Source organism: Klebsiella sp. Sb-30, from assembly GCF_057652795.1.
Genome location: NZ_CM172749.1, coordinates 4,786,335 through 4,804,458, shown reverse-complemented (window position 1 = coordinate 4,804,458; position 18,124 = coordinate 4,786,335). Strand labels below are relative to the sequence as shown.

General features: G+C 58.8%; 14 protein-coding genes. 10 read left to right on the top strand and 4 right to left on the bottom strand.

The genetic code is table 11. The annotated features are described in order from the left end of the window. Window positions 1-50: 50 nt before the first annotated feature. A complete protein-coding gene (locus tag AC236I_RS22440; RefSeq protein WP_032718605.1) occupies window positions 51-971 on the top strand; it encodes a carbamate kinase in 921 nt (306 codons plus the stop codon). On the opposite strand, the gene AC236I_RS22435 is transcribed toward AC236I_RS22440, so the two are convergent. Next, the gene (locus AC236I_RS22435) at window positions 972-2,474 is read right to left on the bottom strand and encodes a helicase HerA-like C-terminal domain-containing protein (RefSeq protein WP_044348390.1); all 1,503 of its coding nucleotides are present in this window, start codon (window positions 2,472-2,474) and stop codon (window positions 972-974) included. Between the two features lie 98 nt (window positions 2,475-2,572). Further along, window positions 2,573-3,394, bottom strand: coding sequence for a TIM barrel protein (locus AC236I_RS22430; protein WP_004857340.1), 822 nt, complete (start codon window positions 3,392-3,394; stop codon window positions 2,573-2,575). Window positions 3,395-3,746: 352 nt separating this feature from the next. Between AC236I_RS22430 and AC236I_RS22425 the strand changes: the two genes are divergently transcribed. Further along, complete coding sequence (locus AC236I_RS22425; RefSeq protein WP_004857345.1) at window positions 3,747-5,252, top strand: CoA-acylating methylmalonate-semialdehyde dehydrogenase; 1,506 nt, start codon at window positions 3,747-3,749, stop codon at window positions 5,250-5,252. Between the two features lie 18 nt (window positions 5,253-5,270). Beyond that, a complete protein-coding gene (gene iolB / locus AC236I_RS22420; RefSeq protein ID WP_015585291.1) occupies window positions 5,271-6,080 on the top strand; it encodes a 5-deoxy-glucuronate isomerase in 810 nt (269 codons plus the stop codon). Window positions 6,081-6,217: 137 nt separating this feature from the next. On the opposite strand, the gene AC236I_RS22415 is transcribed toward iolB, so the two are convergent. Further along, window positions 6,218-7,078 carry a MurR/RpiR family transcriptional regulator gene (locus AC236I_RS22415; protein ID WP_004857352.1) on the bottom strand — a complete coding sequence of 287 codons (861 nt, stop codon included), beginning with the start codon at window positions 7,076-7,078 and terminating at the stop codon, window positions 6,218-6,220. A 150-nt stretch (window positions 7,079-7,228) separates the two neighbouring features. Beyond that, window positions 7,229-9,142, bottom strand: a complete 1,914-nt coding sequence (locus AC236I_RS22410; protein WP_487608644.1) for a bifunctional 5-dehydro-2-deoxygluconokinase/5-dehydro-2-deoxyphosphogluconate aldolase — start codon at window positions 9,140-9,142, stop codon at window positions 7,229-7,231. Between the two features lie 528 nt (window positions 9,143-9,670). Here AC236I_RS22410 and iolD point away from each other — a divergent pair. The 7 genes from iolD to AC236I_RS22375 all read left to right on the top strand — a co-directional run bounded on the left by iolD (window position 9,671) and on the right by AC236I_RS22375 (window position 17,995). Beyond that, the gene (iolD, locus tag AC236I_RS22405) at window positions 9,671-11,611 is read left to right on the top strand and encodes a 3D-(3,5/4)-trihydroxycyclohexane-1,2-dione acylhydrolase (decyclizing) (RefSeq protein ID WP_137056293.1); all 1,941 of its coding nucleotides are present in this window, start codon (window positions 9,671-9,673) and stop codon (window positions 11,609-11,611) included. Window positions 11,612-11,658: 47 nt separating this feature from the next. Continuing rightward, the gene (gene iolG, locus AC236I_RS22400; RefSeq protein ID WP_004857363.1) at window positions 11,659-12,672 is read left to right on the top strand and encodes a bifunctional inositol 2-dehydrogenase/D-chiro-inositol 1-dehydrogenase; all 1,014 of its coding nucleotides are present in this window, start codon (window positions 11,659-11,661) and stop codon (window positions 12,670-12,672) included. A 42-nt stretch (window positions 12,673-12,714) separates the two neighbouring features. Further along, entirely contained in the window at window positions 12,715-13,599 is an 885-nt protein-coding gene (locus tag AC236I_RS22395) for a sugar phosphate isomerase/epimerase family protein (protein WP_004857366.1), read from the top strand. A 23-nt stretch (window positions 13,600-13,622) separates the two neighbouring features. Continuing rightward, window positions 13,623-14,522, top strand: a complete 900-nt coding sequence (gene iolE / locus AC236I_RS22390; protein WP_004857371.1) for a myo-inosose-2 dehydratase — start codon at window positions 13,623-13,625, stop codon at window positions 14,520-14,522. 183 nt (window positions 14,523-14,705) lie between these two features. Next, window positions 14,706-14,834 (top strand): hypothetical protein, encoded by a 129-nt coding sequence (locus AC236I_RS22385; protein WP_265093721.1) that lies wholly within the window; start codon window positions 14,706-14,708, stop codon window positions 14,832-14,834. 270 nt (window positions 14,835-15,104) lie between these two features. After that, a complete protein-coding gene (locus tag AC236I_RS22380; RefSeq protein ID WP_015585290.1) occupies window positions 15,105-16,013 on the top strand; it encodes a dihydrodipicolinate synthase family protein in 909 nt (302 codons plus the stop codon). A gap of 14 nt (window positions 16,014-16,027) precedes the next feature. Further along, window positions 16,028-17,995 (top strand): YjhG/YagF family D-xylonate dehydratase, encoded by a 1,968-nt coding sequence (locus AC236I_RS22375; protein ID WP_004857383.1) that lies wholly within the window; start codon window positions 16,028-16,030, stop codon window positions 17,993-17,995. Window positions 17,996-18,124 lie beyond the last annotated feature (129 nt).

The window sequence follows — 18,124 nt, the reverse complement described above, 5'->3', positions numbered from 1 at the left end:
GATGATTATTTCGTTATGTTTTCAGGCAATATTATTAACCGGAGAATAACATGAAAAAGACCATCGTCATTGCGCTGGGGGGGAATGCTCTGCTGGCACGCGGTGAAGCGTTAAGCGCCGAAAATCAGTACCGTAATATTGCGCAAATTGCCGATGTGGTGGCCAGTCTCAGCCAGGAGTATCAGGTGGTGATTGTGCACGGTAATGGCCCGCAGGTGGGGCTGCTGGCATTGCAAAATCAGGCTTACAGCGACAGCCCGGCGTGGCCGCTGGATGTGCTGGTGGCCGAGACCCAGGGGATGCTGGGCTACATGATTGCTCAGGTGCTGGGCAGCCGGGCCGGGATCCCACCGGTCGTCACCCTGTTGACCCGAGTGGAAGTGGACGCCGCCGACCCGGCGTTTCGCCAGCCCGGGAAATATATCGGTCCGGTGTGGGCTGCGGAGGAGCAAAGTGCGCTGGAGGCCCGCTATGGCTGGCAGATGAAAAAAGACGGCGACTATGTTCGCCGGGTCGTGCCGTCGCCAAGACCACAGAAAATCCTTGAGCGGCAGGCCATTAGTCAGCTGCTGGCCGACGGCAACGTGGTGATTTGTGCGGGCGGCGGCGGCACGCCGGTGGTGGAGGAAAACGGCAGTTATCAGGGCATGGAGGCGGTGGTGGATAAAGATCTGGCGGCGTCGGTTTTGGCTCAGTCGCTGCAGGCTGAAGCGCTGCTGATCCTCACCGAGGCTGACGCCGTTTATCTTGACTGGGGTACCCCGAAGGCGCGCGCATTGCGCACGGCCACCGTGGACGATCTTCGGCCGCTGGCCGTGCCGGATGGTGCAATGGGGCCGAAAGCGGAAGCCGCGATCCAGTTTGTTGAGATGACTGGTCACCCGGCGTACATCGGCGCGCTGCGCGATGCCCCAGCCATCCTGCGGGGCGAAAAAGGCACCCTTATCGCCCCGGCAGCGGTGTGCGTCTGACTAGCGCCGTCTGCCGCCCAGCAAACTTCCGAGCATGCCACGCACAATCTGATTGGTGATTTGCCGCGTGGCGCTTTTCGCTGCCGTTTGTACCAGACCGTCGCGCTTGCCGCCGCGCGGGCCGGTCGTGCCGAACAGAATATCTTTCAGGCCGCCTAAAATGCCGTCGTCGAGGTCAGCGGTGGCCCCTTTTGCCGGCGGCGCATTTTGCTGTTCGCTGGTGGCCTGCACGCCCTGCTGCAATTTCTCGAAGGCGGACTCCCGATCCACTTCATCCTCATATTTGCCATACAGCGGGGAGTGATTGATGAGCCCGTTGCGTTCATCATCGGTCACTGGCCCCATTCGTGAGCAGGGGGCAATTACCATCGCGCGCTCGACCACCGAAGGGCTGCCTTTTTCATCGAGGAAGGAGATCAGCGCTTCACCGGTGCCCAGCTCCTGGATGGCCTGTTCGGTGCTGAAAGCCGGGTTGGCGCGCATGGTCTGCGCCGCGGTTTTCACCGCTTTCTGATCTTTTGGTGTAAAGGCGCGCAGGGCGTGCTGAACGCGGTTGCCCAACTGGCCGAGAACCGCATCGGGAATATCCGACGGGTTCTGCGACACGAAGTAAACCCCCACGGCTTTGGAACGAATCAGGCGGATAACCTGCTCGATTTTATCCAGCAGCACCTGAGGCGCATCGTTAAACAGCAGATGCGCTTCATCGAAGAAAAAGACCAGCTTCGGCTTTTCCAGATCTCCGGCTTCCGGCAGGCGCTCGTAGAGCTCCGAGAGCATCCACAGCAGGCTGGCGGCGTAGAGTTTCGGCATCTGATACAGCTTTTCGGCGCTGAGGATATTAATCACCCCTTTGCCGTTCTCGTCGAGACGCATCCAGTCCTGGATGTCGAGCATCGGCTCGCCGAAAAAGTGCTCCGCTCCTTGCTGTTCCAGAGTCAGCAGGCCGCGCTGGATGGCGCCGACCGAGGCGCTGCTGATGTTGCCATACTGGTTTTGAAAAGCTTTGGCGTTGTCGCCGATATACCGGGTGATGGCGCGCAAATCCTTAAAGTCGAGGAGCAGCAGACCGCGGTCATCGGCGATGCGGAAGATAATATTCAGCACCCCGGACTGGACTTCGTTGAGATTCAGTAATCGTGACAAGAGCAGCGGCCCGAGATCGGACACCGTCGCCCGGACCGGGTGGCCTTTCTCGCCGAAAATATCCCATGTCACCACCGGGTTAGCGTGGGGCTGCCAGTCGGTGACGCCGATTTTTTCCAGCCGCGCCTGCAGTTTCTCCGAATTTTGGCCCGCTGCGGCGATCCCGGTCAGGTCGCCCTTCACATCGGCCATAAAGACCGGCACGCCGATTTCTGAAAAAGACTCCGCCAGCTTTTGCAGGGTGACGGTTTTACCGGTGCCGGTCGCACCGGTAATCAGGCCGTGACGGTTAGCCATTCCCGGCAGTAAATGCAGCTGTTTTTCCCGCGTGCGGGCAATCAGCAGGGGTGCGCTCATGATCGATTCCTCCATTTATCCTGCGTCGATTATAGGCAAACTGGCCGTAAACCGATGTGAGAAATCGCTATATTCGCCTGGCGTGACGTTGATTTCTCTCAGGCGCAATGGTGTTGAATGAGCGCGATGCTCCGTTCCGTCTCGCGGCGGATATCCTCTTCGCTCCAGGATGCCAGCTCCGGCGCAAACGGTTCGAACGCATACACCCCCTGATAACCCCGGGCTTCAAGGTGTTTGATTTGCTCACAGGTTTGCAGCCGATCTTTTTCCGTCAGCATGATTCGTTCGTCGTCGGTCAGGTTTTCCCGTGGGCGGGCGTCTTCCACGCCGGAAAGGTGCACCAGCCCGATGTCAGCAATATCCACCTGGCTAAACTCGGCATCCGCCTGCGGATAGAGATGGTGGTGGAAGGTATCAATCAGTAGCTTAAACGGTACCTTCGCATCGCGGATGAGCGTCTGCGCCTGTGCCGCAGATCGCAGTGAGCTCTGCGGGAAACCCAGCGGTTCAACCAGGCCCCGCACGCCGTAAAACGAAAACAGCGGCGACAGATCGCGCAGCGCACTCAGGGTTTCGCTGGCCGGCACCTCGCTGCCATCGTTGAGCGGACACAGGACCAGCGATTTGGCGCCAATGGCTCTGGCCTCTTGCAACAAAGATTCGGCCAGGCCGCGAACCTGCTCCGTGCGGCGGTTAAATGGGTATACCGCATTGATGGTCAAAATCTCAATATGGTAGCGGTCGGCCAGCTCGCGCACCTGCTGATGACTCAGATCGTCGGTCACTTTGCCTGTGGGCAAATCATTACGCAGCTCGACCTTATTCAGCCCAAGACTGTTCACCAGACGGAAAAAGGCCTCGATACTCAGGGATGGGGCAATCTTGCGATTAAGACAGAAACGTTGCAGTGCGATAGCCATATGGCTCTCCTGAATGACGATAGATTGGGTTTATTCGATCGACTGTAAGTCAAAACATTTATTTCATAATTAGCAATGGATGAAATGGTGGATCTTTGAGCTGCTTCGCAAATAATCGTACTTTCCCGCTCTAAGTCACATCGGGTACAGATGGCGTCGCAGCTGAATCTTATCGGGGGCGCTTTCTTGACGAAACTCGCGCACCGCGGCCGGGAAATGCGACGGTCATCACCAAAATAGAATTTCATTCTACGTCAACATTGAAATATAAGTTTCATTTTACTACGGTTATAGCACAGCAAAATCGGAACGGGGCCGCAGCGTTGGCCTTCCCACATCATGAGGCGAGAAGATGACGATCACAGGAAACTTTATTGGCGGGAAAACCGTCACCAGCAGCAGCAATGAAACGATGCCGGTGTATGACCCGGCGACGGGCAAGGTGGTGCGCGAAGTCACTTTGTCGACCGCTCAGGAAGTCTCTGATGCCATTCAGGTTGCCCGTGATGCGTTTGAAAGCTGGTCGCGCACCACGCCGCTACGCCGCGCCCGCGTCCTGTTCAACTTTAAAATGCTGCTTGAGCAACATGCTGAAGAACTGGCGGGAATCATCGTTAGCGAGCACGGTAAAGTCTGGTCGGACGCACTGGGCGAGCTGACACGTGGTCTGGAAGTGGTTGAATTTGCTTGCGGTATTCCACATCTGATTAAAGGTGAATACTCCTCTGATGTCGGCACCGGCGTGGACAGCTATTCGCTGATGCAGCCGCTGGGTGTTGTGGCGGGGATTACGCCGTTTAACTTCCCGGCGATGGTGCCGATGTGGATGTTCCCGCTGGCGCTGGCCTGCGGCAACAGCTTCGTCCTCAAGCCACCGGCGCTGGCCCCGACGGCCGCGGTACGCCTGGCTGAACTGCTGAAGGAAGCAGGCCTGCCGGATGGCGTCTTTAACGTTGTGCACTGCAGCAACGACGATGCCGAGCAGCTGTATACCGATCCGCGTATTGCGGCGGTCAGCTTCGTGGGCTCTTCCGGTGTTGCCGAATATATCTACAAAACTGCCAGCGCCCACGGCAAACGCGTGCAGGCCTTTGGCGCAGCGAAAAACCACGCGATTGTGATGCCGGATGCGGATCTGGATGCCACGGTGAATGCGATTATGGGCGGGGCGTTTGGTTCTGCAGGCGAGCGCTGCATGGCGCTGCCGGTCGTGGTCGCGGTGGGCGATGAAACGGCGGATAAGCTGATTGCACGTCTGAAGCCGCTGGTGGAAGCGCTGAAAGTCGGGCCGGGATGTATGCGCGGCAAAGAAGAGAACGAAATGGGCCCGGTGGTTTCCGATACCCATCAGAAGAAAGTGCTGGGCTATATCGATAAAGGCGCCAGCGAAGGGGCGAAACTGGTCGTCGACGGGCGTAAGCTGCGCGTGTCAGGCTATGATGACGGGTACTATGTCGGCGGTACGCTGTTCGACAACGTGACGCCGGATATGACCATCTGGCGGGAAGAGATTTTTGGACCGGTACTGGGTATTGTCCGCGTGGCGGACTATCACAGCGCGCTGGAGCTGGTGAACAGCCACGAATTTGGCAACGGCAGCGCCGTCTTTACCAGCAATGGACACACCGCCCGTGAATTCGTGCATGATGTCCAGGCCGGGATGGTCGGGGTGAACGTGCCGGTTCCGGTACCGATGGCTTTCCACAGCTTCGGCGGCTGGAAGCGCTCGGTATTTGGCGCCCTCAACGTCCATGGTCCTGACGGCGTGCGCTTCTACACCCGCATGAAAACCGCCACCGTGCGTTGGCCGCAAGGGCAGCAAACCGTATCTGAATTCAGCATGCCGACCTTAGGTTAATCGGCGAAGGAGAACGCCATGTCGTTACTGGCTAAATCACGAAAAGAGGGGCAGATCCAGCACATCACGCCGCAAAGCGCCGGCTGGCGCTATATCGGTTTTGATGTGTGGATGCTGAAAAAAGGGCAGAGCATTACGCTGGAAAGCGGCGAACGCGAGCTGTGTCTGGTGCTGGTTGCCGGGCTGGCGTCGGTCAAAACGACGAAGGCCGACTTCCCAGGGTTGGGACAGCGCATGTCGCCGTTTGAACGTACCCCGCCGTGGGCGGTGTACGTCCCGACGCAGGACAAGGTGGAAGTGACGGCGGATTCTGACCTTGAACTGGCGGTGTGCAGCGCGCCGGGTAAAGGTACGCTGCCGGCGCGGGTGATTCGTCCGCAGGATGTGGGCGTTGAGCATCGTGGCAAAGGGCGTAATCAGCGTCTGGTGCACAATATCCTGCCGGATAATGCGCAGGCCGACTGTCTGCTGGTGGTGGAGGTGTATACCGACGAAGGCGCCACCAGCTCCTGGCCGTCGCATAAACACGATACCGCGCAGCCGGGCAAAGAGACCCAGCTGGAAGAGACCTACTATCACCGTTTCGATCCGCCGCAGGGCTTCGCACTCCAGCGAGTGTATACCGATGACCGCAGCCTGGATGCCTGCATGGCACCGTACAACCACGATGTGGTGATGGTGCCGCGCGGCTATCATCCGGTCGCGACGATTGCCGGGTATGACAGTTATTATCTGAACGTGATGGCCGGGCCGGAGCGCAAGTGGTTGTTTACCTGGGAAGAGGACCACGCGTGGATCAATAGTCCTGACTATCCTCGTCACGACTGACGGATCGCAAGAGTTAAAAGGGCCGCTAAGTTTTGCTTAGCGGCCCTTTTTGTCTTCTGTTGTTCCCCGGTGGCCTTCCGGAGGTATTCCCCGGTGGCGCTGCGCTTACCGGGGCTACATCGGGAGAGGGGGCAGGGTCAGGCGAGGTTCTGCTGGGTTTGCGGTTCTTTGCTGCTGTTCAGCGCCAGTGAAACGGCCAGCGTCTGGGCCAGGCACAGAGAGGCTACCTGGGAGCGGAAACCGTCAACCTGCGCTTCACGTACTACAAAGCAGACATCGCTGAAGGCCGCGAGCGGACTGACCTGGCTGTCGGTTATTGCAATCTGTCGCGCTTTGCGCTGGGCGCCAAGTTCAACCAGCTCGACCACTTCACGCGCGTAGGGCGAGAAGCTCACGGCGACCACCACGTCTTTCGGCCCCACCAGGCTCAGCTGCTCGGTGAACATGCCGCCGAGACCATCGATCAGGAACGCTTTACGATCAAGATGACGCAGCGCATAGGTCAAATAGGAAGCGACGCTAAACGAGCGGCGCAGGCCAATCACATAGATATTCTCCGCCTCCGCCAGCAGGCCGACCGCGCGCTCGAGATCATCGCCAGAGGTCTGCATCGCTAGCTGCTGCAGCGCCTGGGTATTCACCATGGTGAACATATTGAGAATTTCCGTTGGCGTTTCCGGCGGCGACGTTTCATCGTTGGTCGTCTGGCGGAACAGGCGCGCGCGTTCGGTGTAGTTGGCGGTCTCTTCCATCAGATGCTGTCTGAACATCTGCTTCATTTCGTTAAAGCCGCTAAAACCGAACGCATTGGCGAAACGGATTAACGTCGATGGCGGGACATCCGCCTGCTGGGCGATGGAAGCGACGGTATCGAAAGCGACGCTATTACTGTTATCCAGAATATAGCGTGCCACCTGTTTTAAGCGTTTGCTTAATGTGTCGTAGCGACGCCGGATTTCATCCTGCAGGATGGTCAGTTGGGTCGGATTATTGGCCATAGATTGCGCTCTGAGAAAATGAAAGGAATATAACTTCCAGTGTACCAAATGAAGCGAATTTTTCATTTTTTGCGATGAAATACGCGATTCATTTCACGAAGAAACAGAAAAAAAACCCGCACCGGGAGGTGCGGGCGGGTTTTATCGCGGTTAACCGCGGGCTTCACGCCAGTAGTCGATGAGCCTCAGGTAGTTTTGTTTCACCTCGCCAATCAGCGCCTCATCGCTCAGTTCGCCCGCCATCCAGCGTCGTGAAGGCTGACCAAAGATGGTACGTCCGACGGCGAAACCTTTGATGATCGGGTGGCCGGCGGCCTCGGCAAACCCGGCGCGCAGTCGATCTGACGGTGCATCGAGGCCCAGCAGCAGGATCCCGCGACACCAGGGATCTTCGCGTGCGATCAGACCCGCGATCTTCTCCCAGCTGGCGCTGGAGAGCGGCGGTAGCTTCCACCAGTCCGGCTGAATGCCAAGCTGGTAAAAATGTTCCAGCATCGTGTGGTAGTGGCGCTCGTCTTTATCCGGGCCATTTTCCGGGAGGATCACCTCCAGCAGCAGCTCGTGTCCGGACTTGTTGCAGGCCTGCCAGACTTCCAGCAGCAGCGCATCCTGCTCAGCCCGCAGCGGTGCCGGATCTGCCGGGTGGTAGAAGACCAGGCATTTGACCACATGCTCCAGCGGCCAGTCGATCAGCTGGGAACCAATGTTGCCGTGTTCCAGACGCAGCGGGCGCGAACCCGGCAGCTCGATAGGGCGACCAATCCACCAGCCTTCACCGGTAATGGCATTCAGCGAGCTCTGACCGTAGGTGCCGTCAGCGAGAATACCGCTCCGCTGTTCCAGCCCCGCCTCTTTGGCGGCCGCTTCGGCGGCAGCCAGCAGCAGCAGCTTGAGTTGGGGAATAGAGGCCGGATCGCATCCGGTTTCATGGGCCAGATCCGCCAACTGTTTACGATGATCAAAAGCGAAAATGCACAGCTCCGGCCACTGCTGACGGCGGCTGGTGACGCGGTGTAAATGATTTAATCGCGCGTCGATATCCGGACGCGGGACGGATTCCGCCCGCAGCAGATAATCATCCAGCTCGACTTTGGTCGGCATCGCCGGCGCGCAGCCGTGGCGTGAGACTACCAGCGCGCCGCAGGCATTGGCGTAGCGACACGCCTGCTCCCAGCCTTCATCATTCAGCCAGCCGCGCAGCAGACCGGACATAAAGGCATCGCCCGCGCCCAGCACGTTGAGTACGTCAACCCGCACGCCCTGCTGGAGCGGAATGCTGTCCCAGCTATCGGGAATGTCGCCTTCCAGCACCACGCAGCCCATCGGACCCCGTTTACAGACCAGCGTCGCTTTAGTCGCATGGCGGACATTTTTCAGCGCCGTCAGCGTATCGGTGCTGCCGCCGGCAATATGGAACTCCTCTTCTGTACCGACCACTAAATCGAACAGATGGAGCACTTCCTGAAGCTGGCTGGTGACCGGACCGGATTCGATGAAACGCGTTTCACCGTCTCCCAGCGAGGTCAATCCCCACAGCACCGGACGGTAATCGATATCCAGCGCGGTGCGCAGACCGTGACGGCGGGCGTACTCCAGCGCCTTCAGGACGGCCGCGCGGGTGCTGGCATGAGAGAGGTGCGTGCCCGTTACCGCCAGCGCACGGGAAGAGGCGATGTACTCTTCGTTAATATCCTCAGGCACCAGCGCCATATCGGCACAATTATCACGGTAAAAAATGAGCGGGAAGGTCTCCTGATCTTTAATGCCCAGCATCACCAGCGCGGTAAGACGCTGTTTATCCGTGATCAGGTATTCGGTGTCGACCCCGGCCCGAGCGAGCGTTTCGCGTAGAAAACGACCATTGTGCTCATCGCCGACGCGCGCCAGCATGGCTGATTTTAATCCCTGAATGGCGGTACCAAAGGCTACGTTGCCGGAAGATCCGCCCAGATATTTAGAGAAACTGGCAACATCTTCTAGCCTTGCACCAATCTGCTGGGCATAGAGGTCGACAGCCACCCGGCCAATACAGATGACGTCGAGCCGCTTTACTGCTGCATTCATAGCTAGGTTTTCCTTTTGCATATCTGCTGTACGGAAGGGTCGGAATGCCGACAAGGTCTCCACACACAGCCTGAGGGTGAACGGTTATCCCTAGTTTGAGAAATAAATATTTCATTTGCAAATGAGATCGAAATTAAAAAACCAAAAGTGTGAGGGATCTACCACTCTGCCGCGCCAGGCCCCATTCTGCACAGGATCGAGGGCGCGGGTGACGTCTGGTGCGGCATGGTTCAGTAGGTGAGTGCTTTATGCATGATTTTAAAAGGGATAATTAAGCGGCGGCGCGCCTTGAACGGCCGATGGCGGGGTGACCGGGCTGGGTGAAACGGGTGAAACAGGGAGAGAGTTTGATCCCTCTCGCAAAATGAAATATTTTTTCTGTATTTCTATTTAATGAAAAAAATGTTTGCCTATAATCCAAAAGTATTCCAGTGGACGTTAACGATTTCCCGCGGCTGTGACAAGCGTGTAGCACGGGGAAAACGCGCTAACCCACACACAAATACTGAACAATAAGGATTGTGCAAGATGGGCAAACTGAGACTGACAATGGCGCAGGCGCTGGTGAAGTTCCTTGATAACCAGTTTCTCGACGTCGATGGCGAAGAGCATAAATTCGTAAAAGGTATCTTCGCCATCTTTGGCCACGGCAACGTGCTGGGGCTGGGCCAGGCGCTGGAACAAGACAGCGGCGACATGCGGGTCTTCCAGGGGCGTAACGAACAAGGCATGGCGCACGTCGCCACCGGTTTTGCCCGCCAGTCTCTGCGCCGCCAGATCATCGCCTGCACCTCTTCCGTCGGTCCGGGCGCGGCCAATATGATTACCGCCGCCGCGACGGCCACCGCCAACCGCATTCCTCTGCTGCTGCTGCCCGGCGATGTGTTTGCTACCCGTCAGCCGGACCCGGTGCTGCAGCAGGTTGAGCAGAGCTATGACCTGAGCATCAGCACCAACGACGCCTTCCGGGCCGTCAGCAAATACTGGGACCGCATTACGCGTCCGGAACAGCTGATGAGCGCCTGCATTAATGCGATGCGCGTCCTGACCGATCCGGCGGAAACCGGTGCCGTCACTCTCTGTCTGCCGCAGGATGTGCAGGGCGAAGCCTGGGATTACCCGGAGTCGTTCTTTGTGCGCCGCGTGCATCGTCTCGATCGCCGCCCGGCCAGCGCCGCCCAGCTGGCGGATGCGGTCGCGGCCATTAAGGCCAGCCGCAAGCCGCTGATTATATGCGGCGGCGGTGTGAAATATGCCGGTGCCGGGGAAGCGCTGTCCCGCTTCGCGGAACGCTACGGCATTCCGTTCGCAGAAACCCAGGCCGGGAAAGGGACGGTAGTCTCCTCCCATCCGCTGAACGTCGGCGGCGTCGGTGAAACCGGCTGCCTGGCCGCCAACCTGCTGGCGAAAGAGGCCGATTTGGTTATCGGTATCGGCACCCGCTTTAGCGATTTCACCACCTCCTCAAAATGGCTGTTCCAGCACCCAGGCGTGCGTTTTCTGAATGTGAACGTCAGCAACTTCGATGCCTGGAAGCTTGACGGCATTCCGCTGCTGGCCGATGCCCGCGAAGCCCTGACGTCACTGGACAGCGCGCTGGCCGGCGAAGGCTGGCAGGCGAGCTGGGGCGCGCAGATCGACAGCGTCCAGAGCCGCCAGCTGAAAGAGACCCAGCGCGTCTATCAGGCCGTCTGGCAGGAAAAGGCTTTTGTCCCGGAAGTCGATGATGCTCTCGATCGCGAGTCGGTGTATCGGGAATTTCGCCAGATAACCGACTCCACGCTGACCCAGAGTAGCGTGCTGGGCGTACTCAATGAAACGCTTCCGGCGGAGGCGGTGATTGTGGCGGCGGCGGGCAGCTTGCCCGGGGATCTGCAGCGCGTCTGGCGTAACCGGGCACCCAACACTTATCACGTAGAGTACGGCTACTCCTGCATGGGCTATGAAGTGAATGCCGCGCTGGGCGTGAAGCTGGCGCAGCCGCAAACCGAAGTCTATTCCCTGGTCGGAGACGGCTCTTTCATGATGCTGCACTCTGAGCTGGTGACCTCGTTGCAGGAGCGGGCGAAGATCAACGTTGTACTGCTCGACAATATGGCCAACGGCTGCATCAACAACCTGCAGATTGGCCACGGTATGGGCAGCTTCGGCACCGAGTTTCGCTATCGCTCAGCGGAGAACGGGCAGCTGCAGGGCGGCCTGGTGCCGGTCGATTTCGCCACTATTGCGGCGGGCTACGGCTGCAAAACCTGGCGCGTCACCACCCTGAATGAGCTGCGTCAGGCGCTGGATGCCGCGCGTCGCGAGACGATCAGCACGCTGATTGATATTAAAGTGCTGCCGAAGACCATGGTGCATTCCTACGGCAGCTGGTGGAACGTCGGCGTCGCCCAAACGGCCTTGTCAGAACGTATTCGCAAAGTTGCTGAAATGATTAATGAAAAACGCGCCGAAGCGCGGGATTACTAGAACAGAACGCTCACCTTGAACCCTACAGAATCACGGAGAAAACCACTATGTCACTCAAATTAGGTGTCATCGGCGCTGGCGCCATCGGTAAAGAACATATCCGTCGTTGCACCCAGGTCTTACAGGGAGCCACCGTGGTGGCGGTGTCGGATATCAATGCGGAGAGCGCACGTGCGGCGGTAGCGCTGCCGGGCGTGCAGGCGGAAATCTACACCGACGGCCACGATGTTATCCGCTCCGGCGATGTCGACGCTATCCTTGTCACCTCGTGGGATCCGACGCACGAAGAGTATACCCTCGCGGCGATCGCCGCCGGCAAACCGGTGTTCTGCGAGAAGCCGCTGGCGATGAGTGCGGAAGGCTGCCGACGCATTGTCGATGCGGAAATGAAAGCGGGCCGCCGCCTGGTGCAGGTCGGCTTTATGCGCCCTTACGATGAAGGCTACCTGGCGCTGAAAAAAGTCATTGATGATGGCGATATTGGCGCGCCGCTGATGCTGCATTGCGCGCACCGTAACCAGTCGGTCGGCGAGAACTACACCACCGACATGGCGATCACCAACACCCTGATCCACGAGCTGGACGTGCTGCGCTGGCTGCTCAACGATGACTACCGTTCGGTACAGGTGCGTTTCCCGCGCTCGACCTCTCACACCCATCCGCGCCTGAGAGATCCGCAGATCGTCTCCTTCGAAACGCGTAAAGGCACCCTGATCGACGTCGAAGTGTTCGTCAACTGCCAGTACGGCTACGACATCCAGTGCGAAGTGGTCGGGGAAACGGGGATTGCCCGTCTGCCGGAGCCATCTGCAATCCAGATGCGTAAAAGCGCCAACCTGTCGACCGCGATCCTGACCGACTGGAAAGATCGTTTTATCAAAGCCTACGACGTGGAGCTGCAGGCCTTTATCAATGATGTGAAAGCCGGCCAGCTGCAGGGACCGTCGGCATGGGACGGCTATGCGGCCTCCGTTGCGGCCGATGCCTGCCTGCAGGCGCAGGAGAGCAGCGAACCGGTCGCGGTGACGCTGCCCGAGTGCCCGGCGTTCTATCAGCGCTAATCCGTCTCCCGCTTACGGAACTTCTTTGAACAGGTAACGACGATGAAAATTGCTTTCGACGTTGATGTGATTCGCGATCTCGGGATTACCCGGATGGTCCACCAGGTTGCGGAATGGGGTTACAAGTACATTGAGCAATCGCCCCATCCGCAGATTAACCCGTTCTACAAACACCCGCGCGCCGGTCGGGAAGTGATTGCCGAGTACAAACAGGCGCTGCGTGAAACTGGCGTGGAGATCTCTTCGTTTATCTGCGTTTACCGCTGGTCCGGCCCGGATGAACTGCGCCGTCAGGCGGCGGTAAAAAACTGGAAACGGTTGATCGAAGTGGCGGTAGAAATGGGTGTGCAGGTGATCAATACCGAGTTTTCCGGCGATCCGAATCAGCCGGAGATCTGTGAAGAGATGTTCTATCGCTCGATGGACGAGCTGCTGCCCATTTTCGAGCGCGAAGGTATTCGCGTGGAGATTCAGGCGCATCCGTGGGACTTCTGCGAAGAACATAACGAAACCGTCGATATCGTGAAGTCGTTCCGTAGCGAGAATGTGAAGTACGTATACAGCGTTCCGCACACTTTCTTTTATGACAAAGGGAAAGGTGAGGTCGAGAAAATGCTGCGCTATGCCGGCGGCGATCTCTCACACGTGCTGATTGCCGATACCCGAAATCATACAAAGCACTGCCGCTATATCGTTAATCCGCCGGGCGTGGATGCCGCGGTCCACCAGCACGTTGGCGTTGGCGAGGGGGACGTGGATTTCGACGCGCTGTTCCGCACGCTGCGCGAAATGAACTTTGCTGAGCAAACCTTCAAAGTCGGCGGCGCGCCGATTGTGGCCGCCTCGCTATTTGGCTACCCGGAAAAAATGAAATACCAGGCAGTGGAAACCCGTGAACTCATCGAACGTGAATTGCTGCGTCGCTAAAGCGCGGCAACAGGAGCATTTTTATGAACAAAGATAATGTAAAACTGGCGATCGCCCCTATTGGCTGGACCAACGATGATATGCCTGAACTGGGCAGCGAAAATACCTTTCAGCAGATAGTCAGCGAAATGGCGCTGGCGGGGTTTAGCGGCAGCGAAGTGGGCAGCAAATACCCGCGCGATCCGGCGGTGCTCAAGCCGATGCTGGATATTCGCGGCATTCAGATCTGCAATGCCTGGTTCAGCACCTTTTTTGCCAACGGGCAGCGGGAAAAGACCATTGACGAGTTTGTGAATCACATGAATTTCCTGCAGGCGATGGGGGCGAAAGTGATTGGCTGCTCCGAGCAAAGCGGCAGCATTCAGGGGCTGGAAAAACCGATTCTCGGCGAGGCAAAACCTTGCTTCAGCGAGGAAGAGTGGCAGCGTGTCGCCGAAGGCTACAACACGCTGGGGCGCCTGGCCGCCGAGAAGGGCATGCAGGTGTGTCTGCACCACCATATGGGAACCGGTATTCAGACCACCGAAGAGATCGACAAATTTATGTCGCTGGTCGATGACAAAGTCTTCCTGCTGTACGACACCGGACATGCCTGGTATTCCGAAGGGGGCGAAGCGCCGATGCTGGCGATCCTCGAGAAATACCTGCCGCGTATTAACCACGTGCACCTGAAAGACGTGCGCCCGTCGGTCATTGAGCAGGTTCGTCGTGAGGGGCTGTCATTCCTTGATGGCGTGAAGAAAGGCACCTTCACCGTGCCTGGCGATGGCGTGATCGACTTCCGTCCGGTGTTCAAACTGCTGGACGATCGCGGCTATAAAGGCTGGATGGTGGTTGAAGCCGAGCAGGATCCGGCGCTGGCTAACCCCTTCGAATACGCCCTCAAAGCGCGTAAATACATTCGTGAAACGGCAGGAATCTAATCGTTGATCCACTTTCAGGCCACACAGCGTTGTGGCCTGCTTTTTTTCCGCTTTACGGGCCGCACCACAAAACCCGTCCATGGCAGGTTAACGCCCCCGATAATCCCCCTCGCACCGCGCTGCTGCTGCCGAACGGGCCGCACAGCGAACAGTTCATCTTCTGTAATCCAGGAACACTCCCCGGTGGCGCGACGCTTACCGGGGCTACGGCTGGGGCCGGTGCGTAGCCCGGGCCAGGGGTTTATCCCGCTGTCCGGGAACCTCCCCGCTGGCGCGACGCTTACCGGGGCCACGGCTGGGGCCGGCGCGTAGCCCGGGCCAGGGGTTTATCCCGCTGCCCGGGAACCTCCCCGCTGGCGCTATGTTTACCGCGGTACGGTGGGTGTCGGTGCGTAGCCCGGGCAAGAGAGGCCGGTTTGTCGCACGCATAAGGCGTTGCAGCATTTTGTGATCCAGCCTGAAAAACGTGCACTTACGTCCGTCACCCCATTTACCTTCTCTTTGCAGGCGACATAGTATGGTCGTTAAATAAACGAACGCTGTTCTATAATGTAGAACAAAATGATTCAGCAAGGAGATCTCATGCCGCAAACCGTGCAGTTCTCGGGGATTATTCCGCCTGTCTCCACCATTTTTACCGCCGATGGCCAGTTCGATAAACCGGGTACCGCCGCGCTGATCGACGACATGATCGCCGCGGGCGTCGACGGCCTGTTCTTCCTCGGCAGCGGCGGGGAGTTCTCGCAGCTTAATGCCGATGAGCGCAAAGCCATTGCCGCCTTCGCCATCGCCCACGTCGATCGCCGGGTACCGGTACTGATTGGTACCGGCGGCACCAACGCCCGGGAGACCATCGAACTCAGCCAGCACGCGCAGCAGGCCGGCGCCGACGGGATCGTGGTCATTAACCCCTATTACTGGAAAGTCTCTGAGCCCAACCTGATTCGCTACTTCCAGCAGGTAGCCGAGAGCGTCACGCTGCCGGTGCTGCTGTATAACTTCCCGGCCTTGAGCGGTCAGGATCTGACGCCCGCGTTGGTCAAAACTCTCGCCGACTCGCGCAGCAATATTGTCGGCATCAAAGACACCATCGACTCAGTGGCTCATCTGCGTAGCATGATTGAGACGGTGAAATCGGCGCACCCGCACTTCTCGGTGCTGTGCGGTTACGATGACCACCTGTTTAACACCCTGCTGCTGGGCGGCGACGGGGCCATCTCGGCCAGCGGTAACTTTGCCCCGCAGATCTCGGTAAAGCTGCTGCAGGCCTTCCGCGACGGCAACCTGGCGGAAGCCGCGCGCTACCATCAGACGCTGCTGCAAATCCCGCAGCTGTACCAGCTGGATACGCCGTTTGTGAATGTGATTAAAGAGGCGATCGTGCTGTGCGGGCGGCCGATCTCCACGCATGTGCTGCCCCCGTCCTCTCCGCTGGACGAGGCGAAAAAGCGGCAGCTCAAAACGCTACTACAACAGCTCAGACTCTGCTGAACCGGAAAATTAAGATGGCAATAGAGACGATTTTCACGCCCCAGAATGATGCGTTTTATGCGGTCATCACTCATGCTGCCGGCCCGCAGGGTGCGCTGCCGCTGACGCCGCAAATGCTGATGGAGTCGCCGAGCGGCAATCTGTTCGGGATGACGCAAAACGCCGGCATGGGCTGGGACGCCAACAAACTCACCGGCAAAGAGGTGCTGATTATCGGCACTCAGGGGGGGATTCGCGCCGGGGACGGCCGCCCGGTGGCGCTGGGTTACCACACCGGCCACTGGGAAATTGGCCTGCAGATGCAGGCGGCGGCCAGGGAGATTACCCGCAATGGCGGGATTCCTTTCGCCGCCTTCGTCAGCGACCCGTGCGACGGGCGCTCTCAGGGTACGCACGGCATGTTCGACTCCCTGCCGTACCGCAACGATGCGGCGATCGTGTTTCGTCGTCTGATCCGCTCGCTGCCGACGCGTCGGGCGGTGATCGGCGTGGCGACCTGCGACAAAGGCCTGCCGGCGACCATGATCGCCCTGGCGGCAATGCATGACCTGCCGACGATTCTGGTGCCCGGCGGGGCGACGCTGCCGCCGACCTTTGGCGAAGATGCCGGTAAAGTCCAGACCATCGGCGCACGCTACGCCAACCACGAGCTGTCGCTGCAGGAAGCGGCGGAATTAGGCTGTCGCGCCTGCGCTTCGCCGGGGGGCGGCTGCCAGTTCCTGGGCACGGCGGGGACCTCGCAGGTCGTTGCGGAAGCGCTCGGCCTGGCGCTGCCGCACTCGGCGCTGGCGCCGTCGGGGCAGGACGTCTGGTTGGAAATCTCTCGCCAGTCGGCGCGGGCGGTGAGTGAGCTGGATAATCGCGGCATTACCACGCGCGATATTCTGACCGATAAGGCGATCGAAAACGCGATGGTTATCCACGCGGCGTTCGGCGGCTCGACCAACCTTCTGCTGCACATTCCCGCCATCGCCCATGCGGCGGGGTGCACCATTCCTGATGTCGCACACTGGACGCGGATCAACCGCAGCGTCCCGCGTCTGGTCAGCGTGTTGCCGAACGGGCCGGACTACCACCCCACGGTGCGGGCTTTCCTCGCCGGCGGAGTACCGGAAGTGATGCTGCACCTGCGCGATCTTGGTCTGCTGCATCTGGATGCGATGACGGTCACCGGTCAGACGGTGGGAGAAAACCTCGACTGGTGGCAGACTTCCGAGCGGCGTGAGAAATTCCGGCAGTGTCTGCGCGAACAGGACGGCGTCGATCCGGATGATGTGATCCTCCCGCCGGCGCGGGCGAAAGCCAAAGGCCTCACTTCCACGGTGGCCTTCCCGGTAGGCAATATTGCGCCGGAAGGTTCGGTGATCAAAGCCACGGCGATCGATCCGTCGGTGGTGGATGACGACGGCGTGTATCGCCACACCGGACGGGCGCGGGTATTTGTTTCGGAAGCCCGGGCGATCAAGGCGATCAAAAACGGCGAGATCGAGCAGGGCGATATTATGGTGGTGATCGGCGGCGGGCCGTCCGGGACCGGCATGGAAGAGACCTATCAGCTCACCTCGGCGCTGAAACATGTCTCGTGGGGGAAGACGGTGTCGCTGATCACCGATGCCCGTTTCTCCGGCGTGTCGACCGGCGCCTGCTTCGGCCACGTCGCCCCGGAAGCGCTGGCGGGCGGACCCATCGGCAAGCTGCGCGATGACGATGTGATTGAGATCGTCGTCGACAGGCTGGCGCTCACCGGTCACGTCAATTTTATCGGTACGGCGCACCAGCGGCTGACGCCGGAAGAGGGGGCGGCAGAGTTGGCGGCAAGAACGCCGCATCCCGATTTGCACGCCCATGATTTTTTACCGGACGATACCCGCCTGTGGGCGGCGCTGCAATCGGTCAGCGGCGGGACATGGAAAGGCTGTATATACGATACAGATAAAATTATCGAGGTTATAAACGCCGGTAAAAAAGCGCTCGGTATTTAATTAAATTCAGCTGCAATGTCGTCTGCGGAAATAGTCCGCGGACGGCTTTTTTGCGTCTGTATTAAATACCATTATGCTTATTTTTTGTTTTTTGTAACCATTTAAAAATTAAGACGAAAAAATATTATG

What these genes read in the sequence shown, in the direction of transcription:
- AC236I_RS22435 (WP_044348390.1), bottom strand. Translation starts at nt 2,474, where the DNA reads ATGAGCGCACCCCTGCTGATTGCCCGCACGCGGGAAAAACAGCTGCAT.
- AC236I_RS22430 (WP_004857340.1), bottom strand. Translation starts at nt 3,394, where the DNA reads ATGGCTATCGCACTGCAACGTTTCTGTCTTAATCGCAAGATTGCCCCA.
- AC236I_RS22410 (WP_487608644.1), bottom strand. Translation starts at nt 9,142, where the DNA reads ATGAATGCAGCAGTAAAGCGGCTCGACGTCATCTGTATTGGCCGGGTG.
- iolE (WP_004857371.1), top strand. Translation starts at nt 13,623, where the DNA reads ATGAACAAAGATAATGTAAAACTGGCGATCGCCCCTATTGGCTGGACC.
- iolG (WP_004857363.1), top strand. Translation starts at nt 11,659, where the DNA reads ATGTCACTCAAATTAGGTGTCATCGGCGCTGGCGCCATCGGTAAAGAA.
- AC236I_RS22395 (WP_004857366.1), top strand. Translation starts at nt 12,715, where the DNA reads ATGAAAATTGCTTTCGACGTTGATGTGATTCGCGATCTCGGGATTACC.
- iolD (WP_137056293.1), top strand. Translation starts at nt 9,671, where the DNA reads ATGGGCAAACTGAGACTGACAATGGCGCAGGCGCTGGTGAAGTTCCTT.
- iolB (WP_015585291.1), top strand. Translation starts at nt 5,271, where the DNA reads ATGTCGTTACTGGCTAAATCACGAAAAGAGGGGCAGATCCAGCACATC.
- AC236I_RS22440 (WP_032718605.1), top strand. Translation starts at nt 51, where the DNA reads ATGAAAAAGACCATCGTCATTGCGCTGGGGGGGAATGCTCTGCTGGCA.
- AC236I_RS22415 (WP_004857352.1), bottom strand. Translation starts at nt 7,078, where the DNA reads ATGGCCAATAATCCGACCCAACTGACCATCCTGCAGGATGAAATCCGG.
- AC236I_RS22375 (WP_004857383.1), top strand. Translation starts at nt 16,028, where the DNA reads ATGGCAATAGAGACGATTTTCACGCCCCAGAATGATGCGTTTTATGCG.
- AC236I_RS22380 (WP_015585290.1), top strand. Translation starts at nt 15,105, where the DNA reads ATGCCGCAAACCGTGCAGTTCTCGGGGATTATTCCGCCTGTCTCCACC.
- AC236I_RS22425 (WP_004857345.1), top strand. Translation starts at nt 3,747, where the DNA reads ATGACGATCACAGGAAACTTTATTGGCGGGAAAACCGTCACCAGCAGC.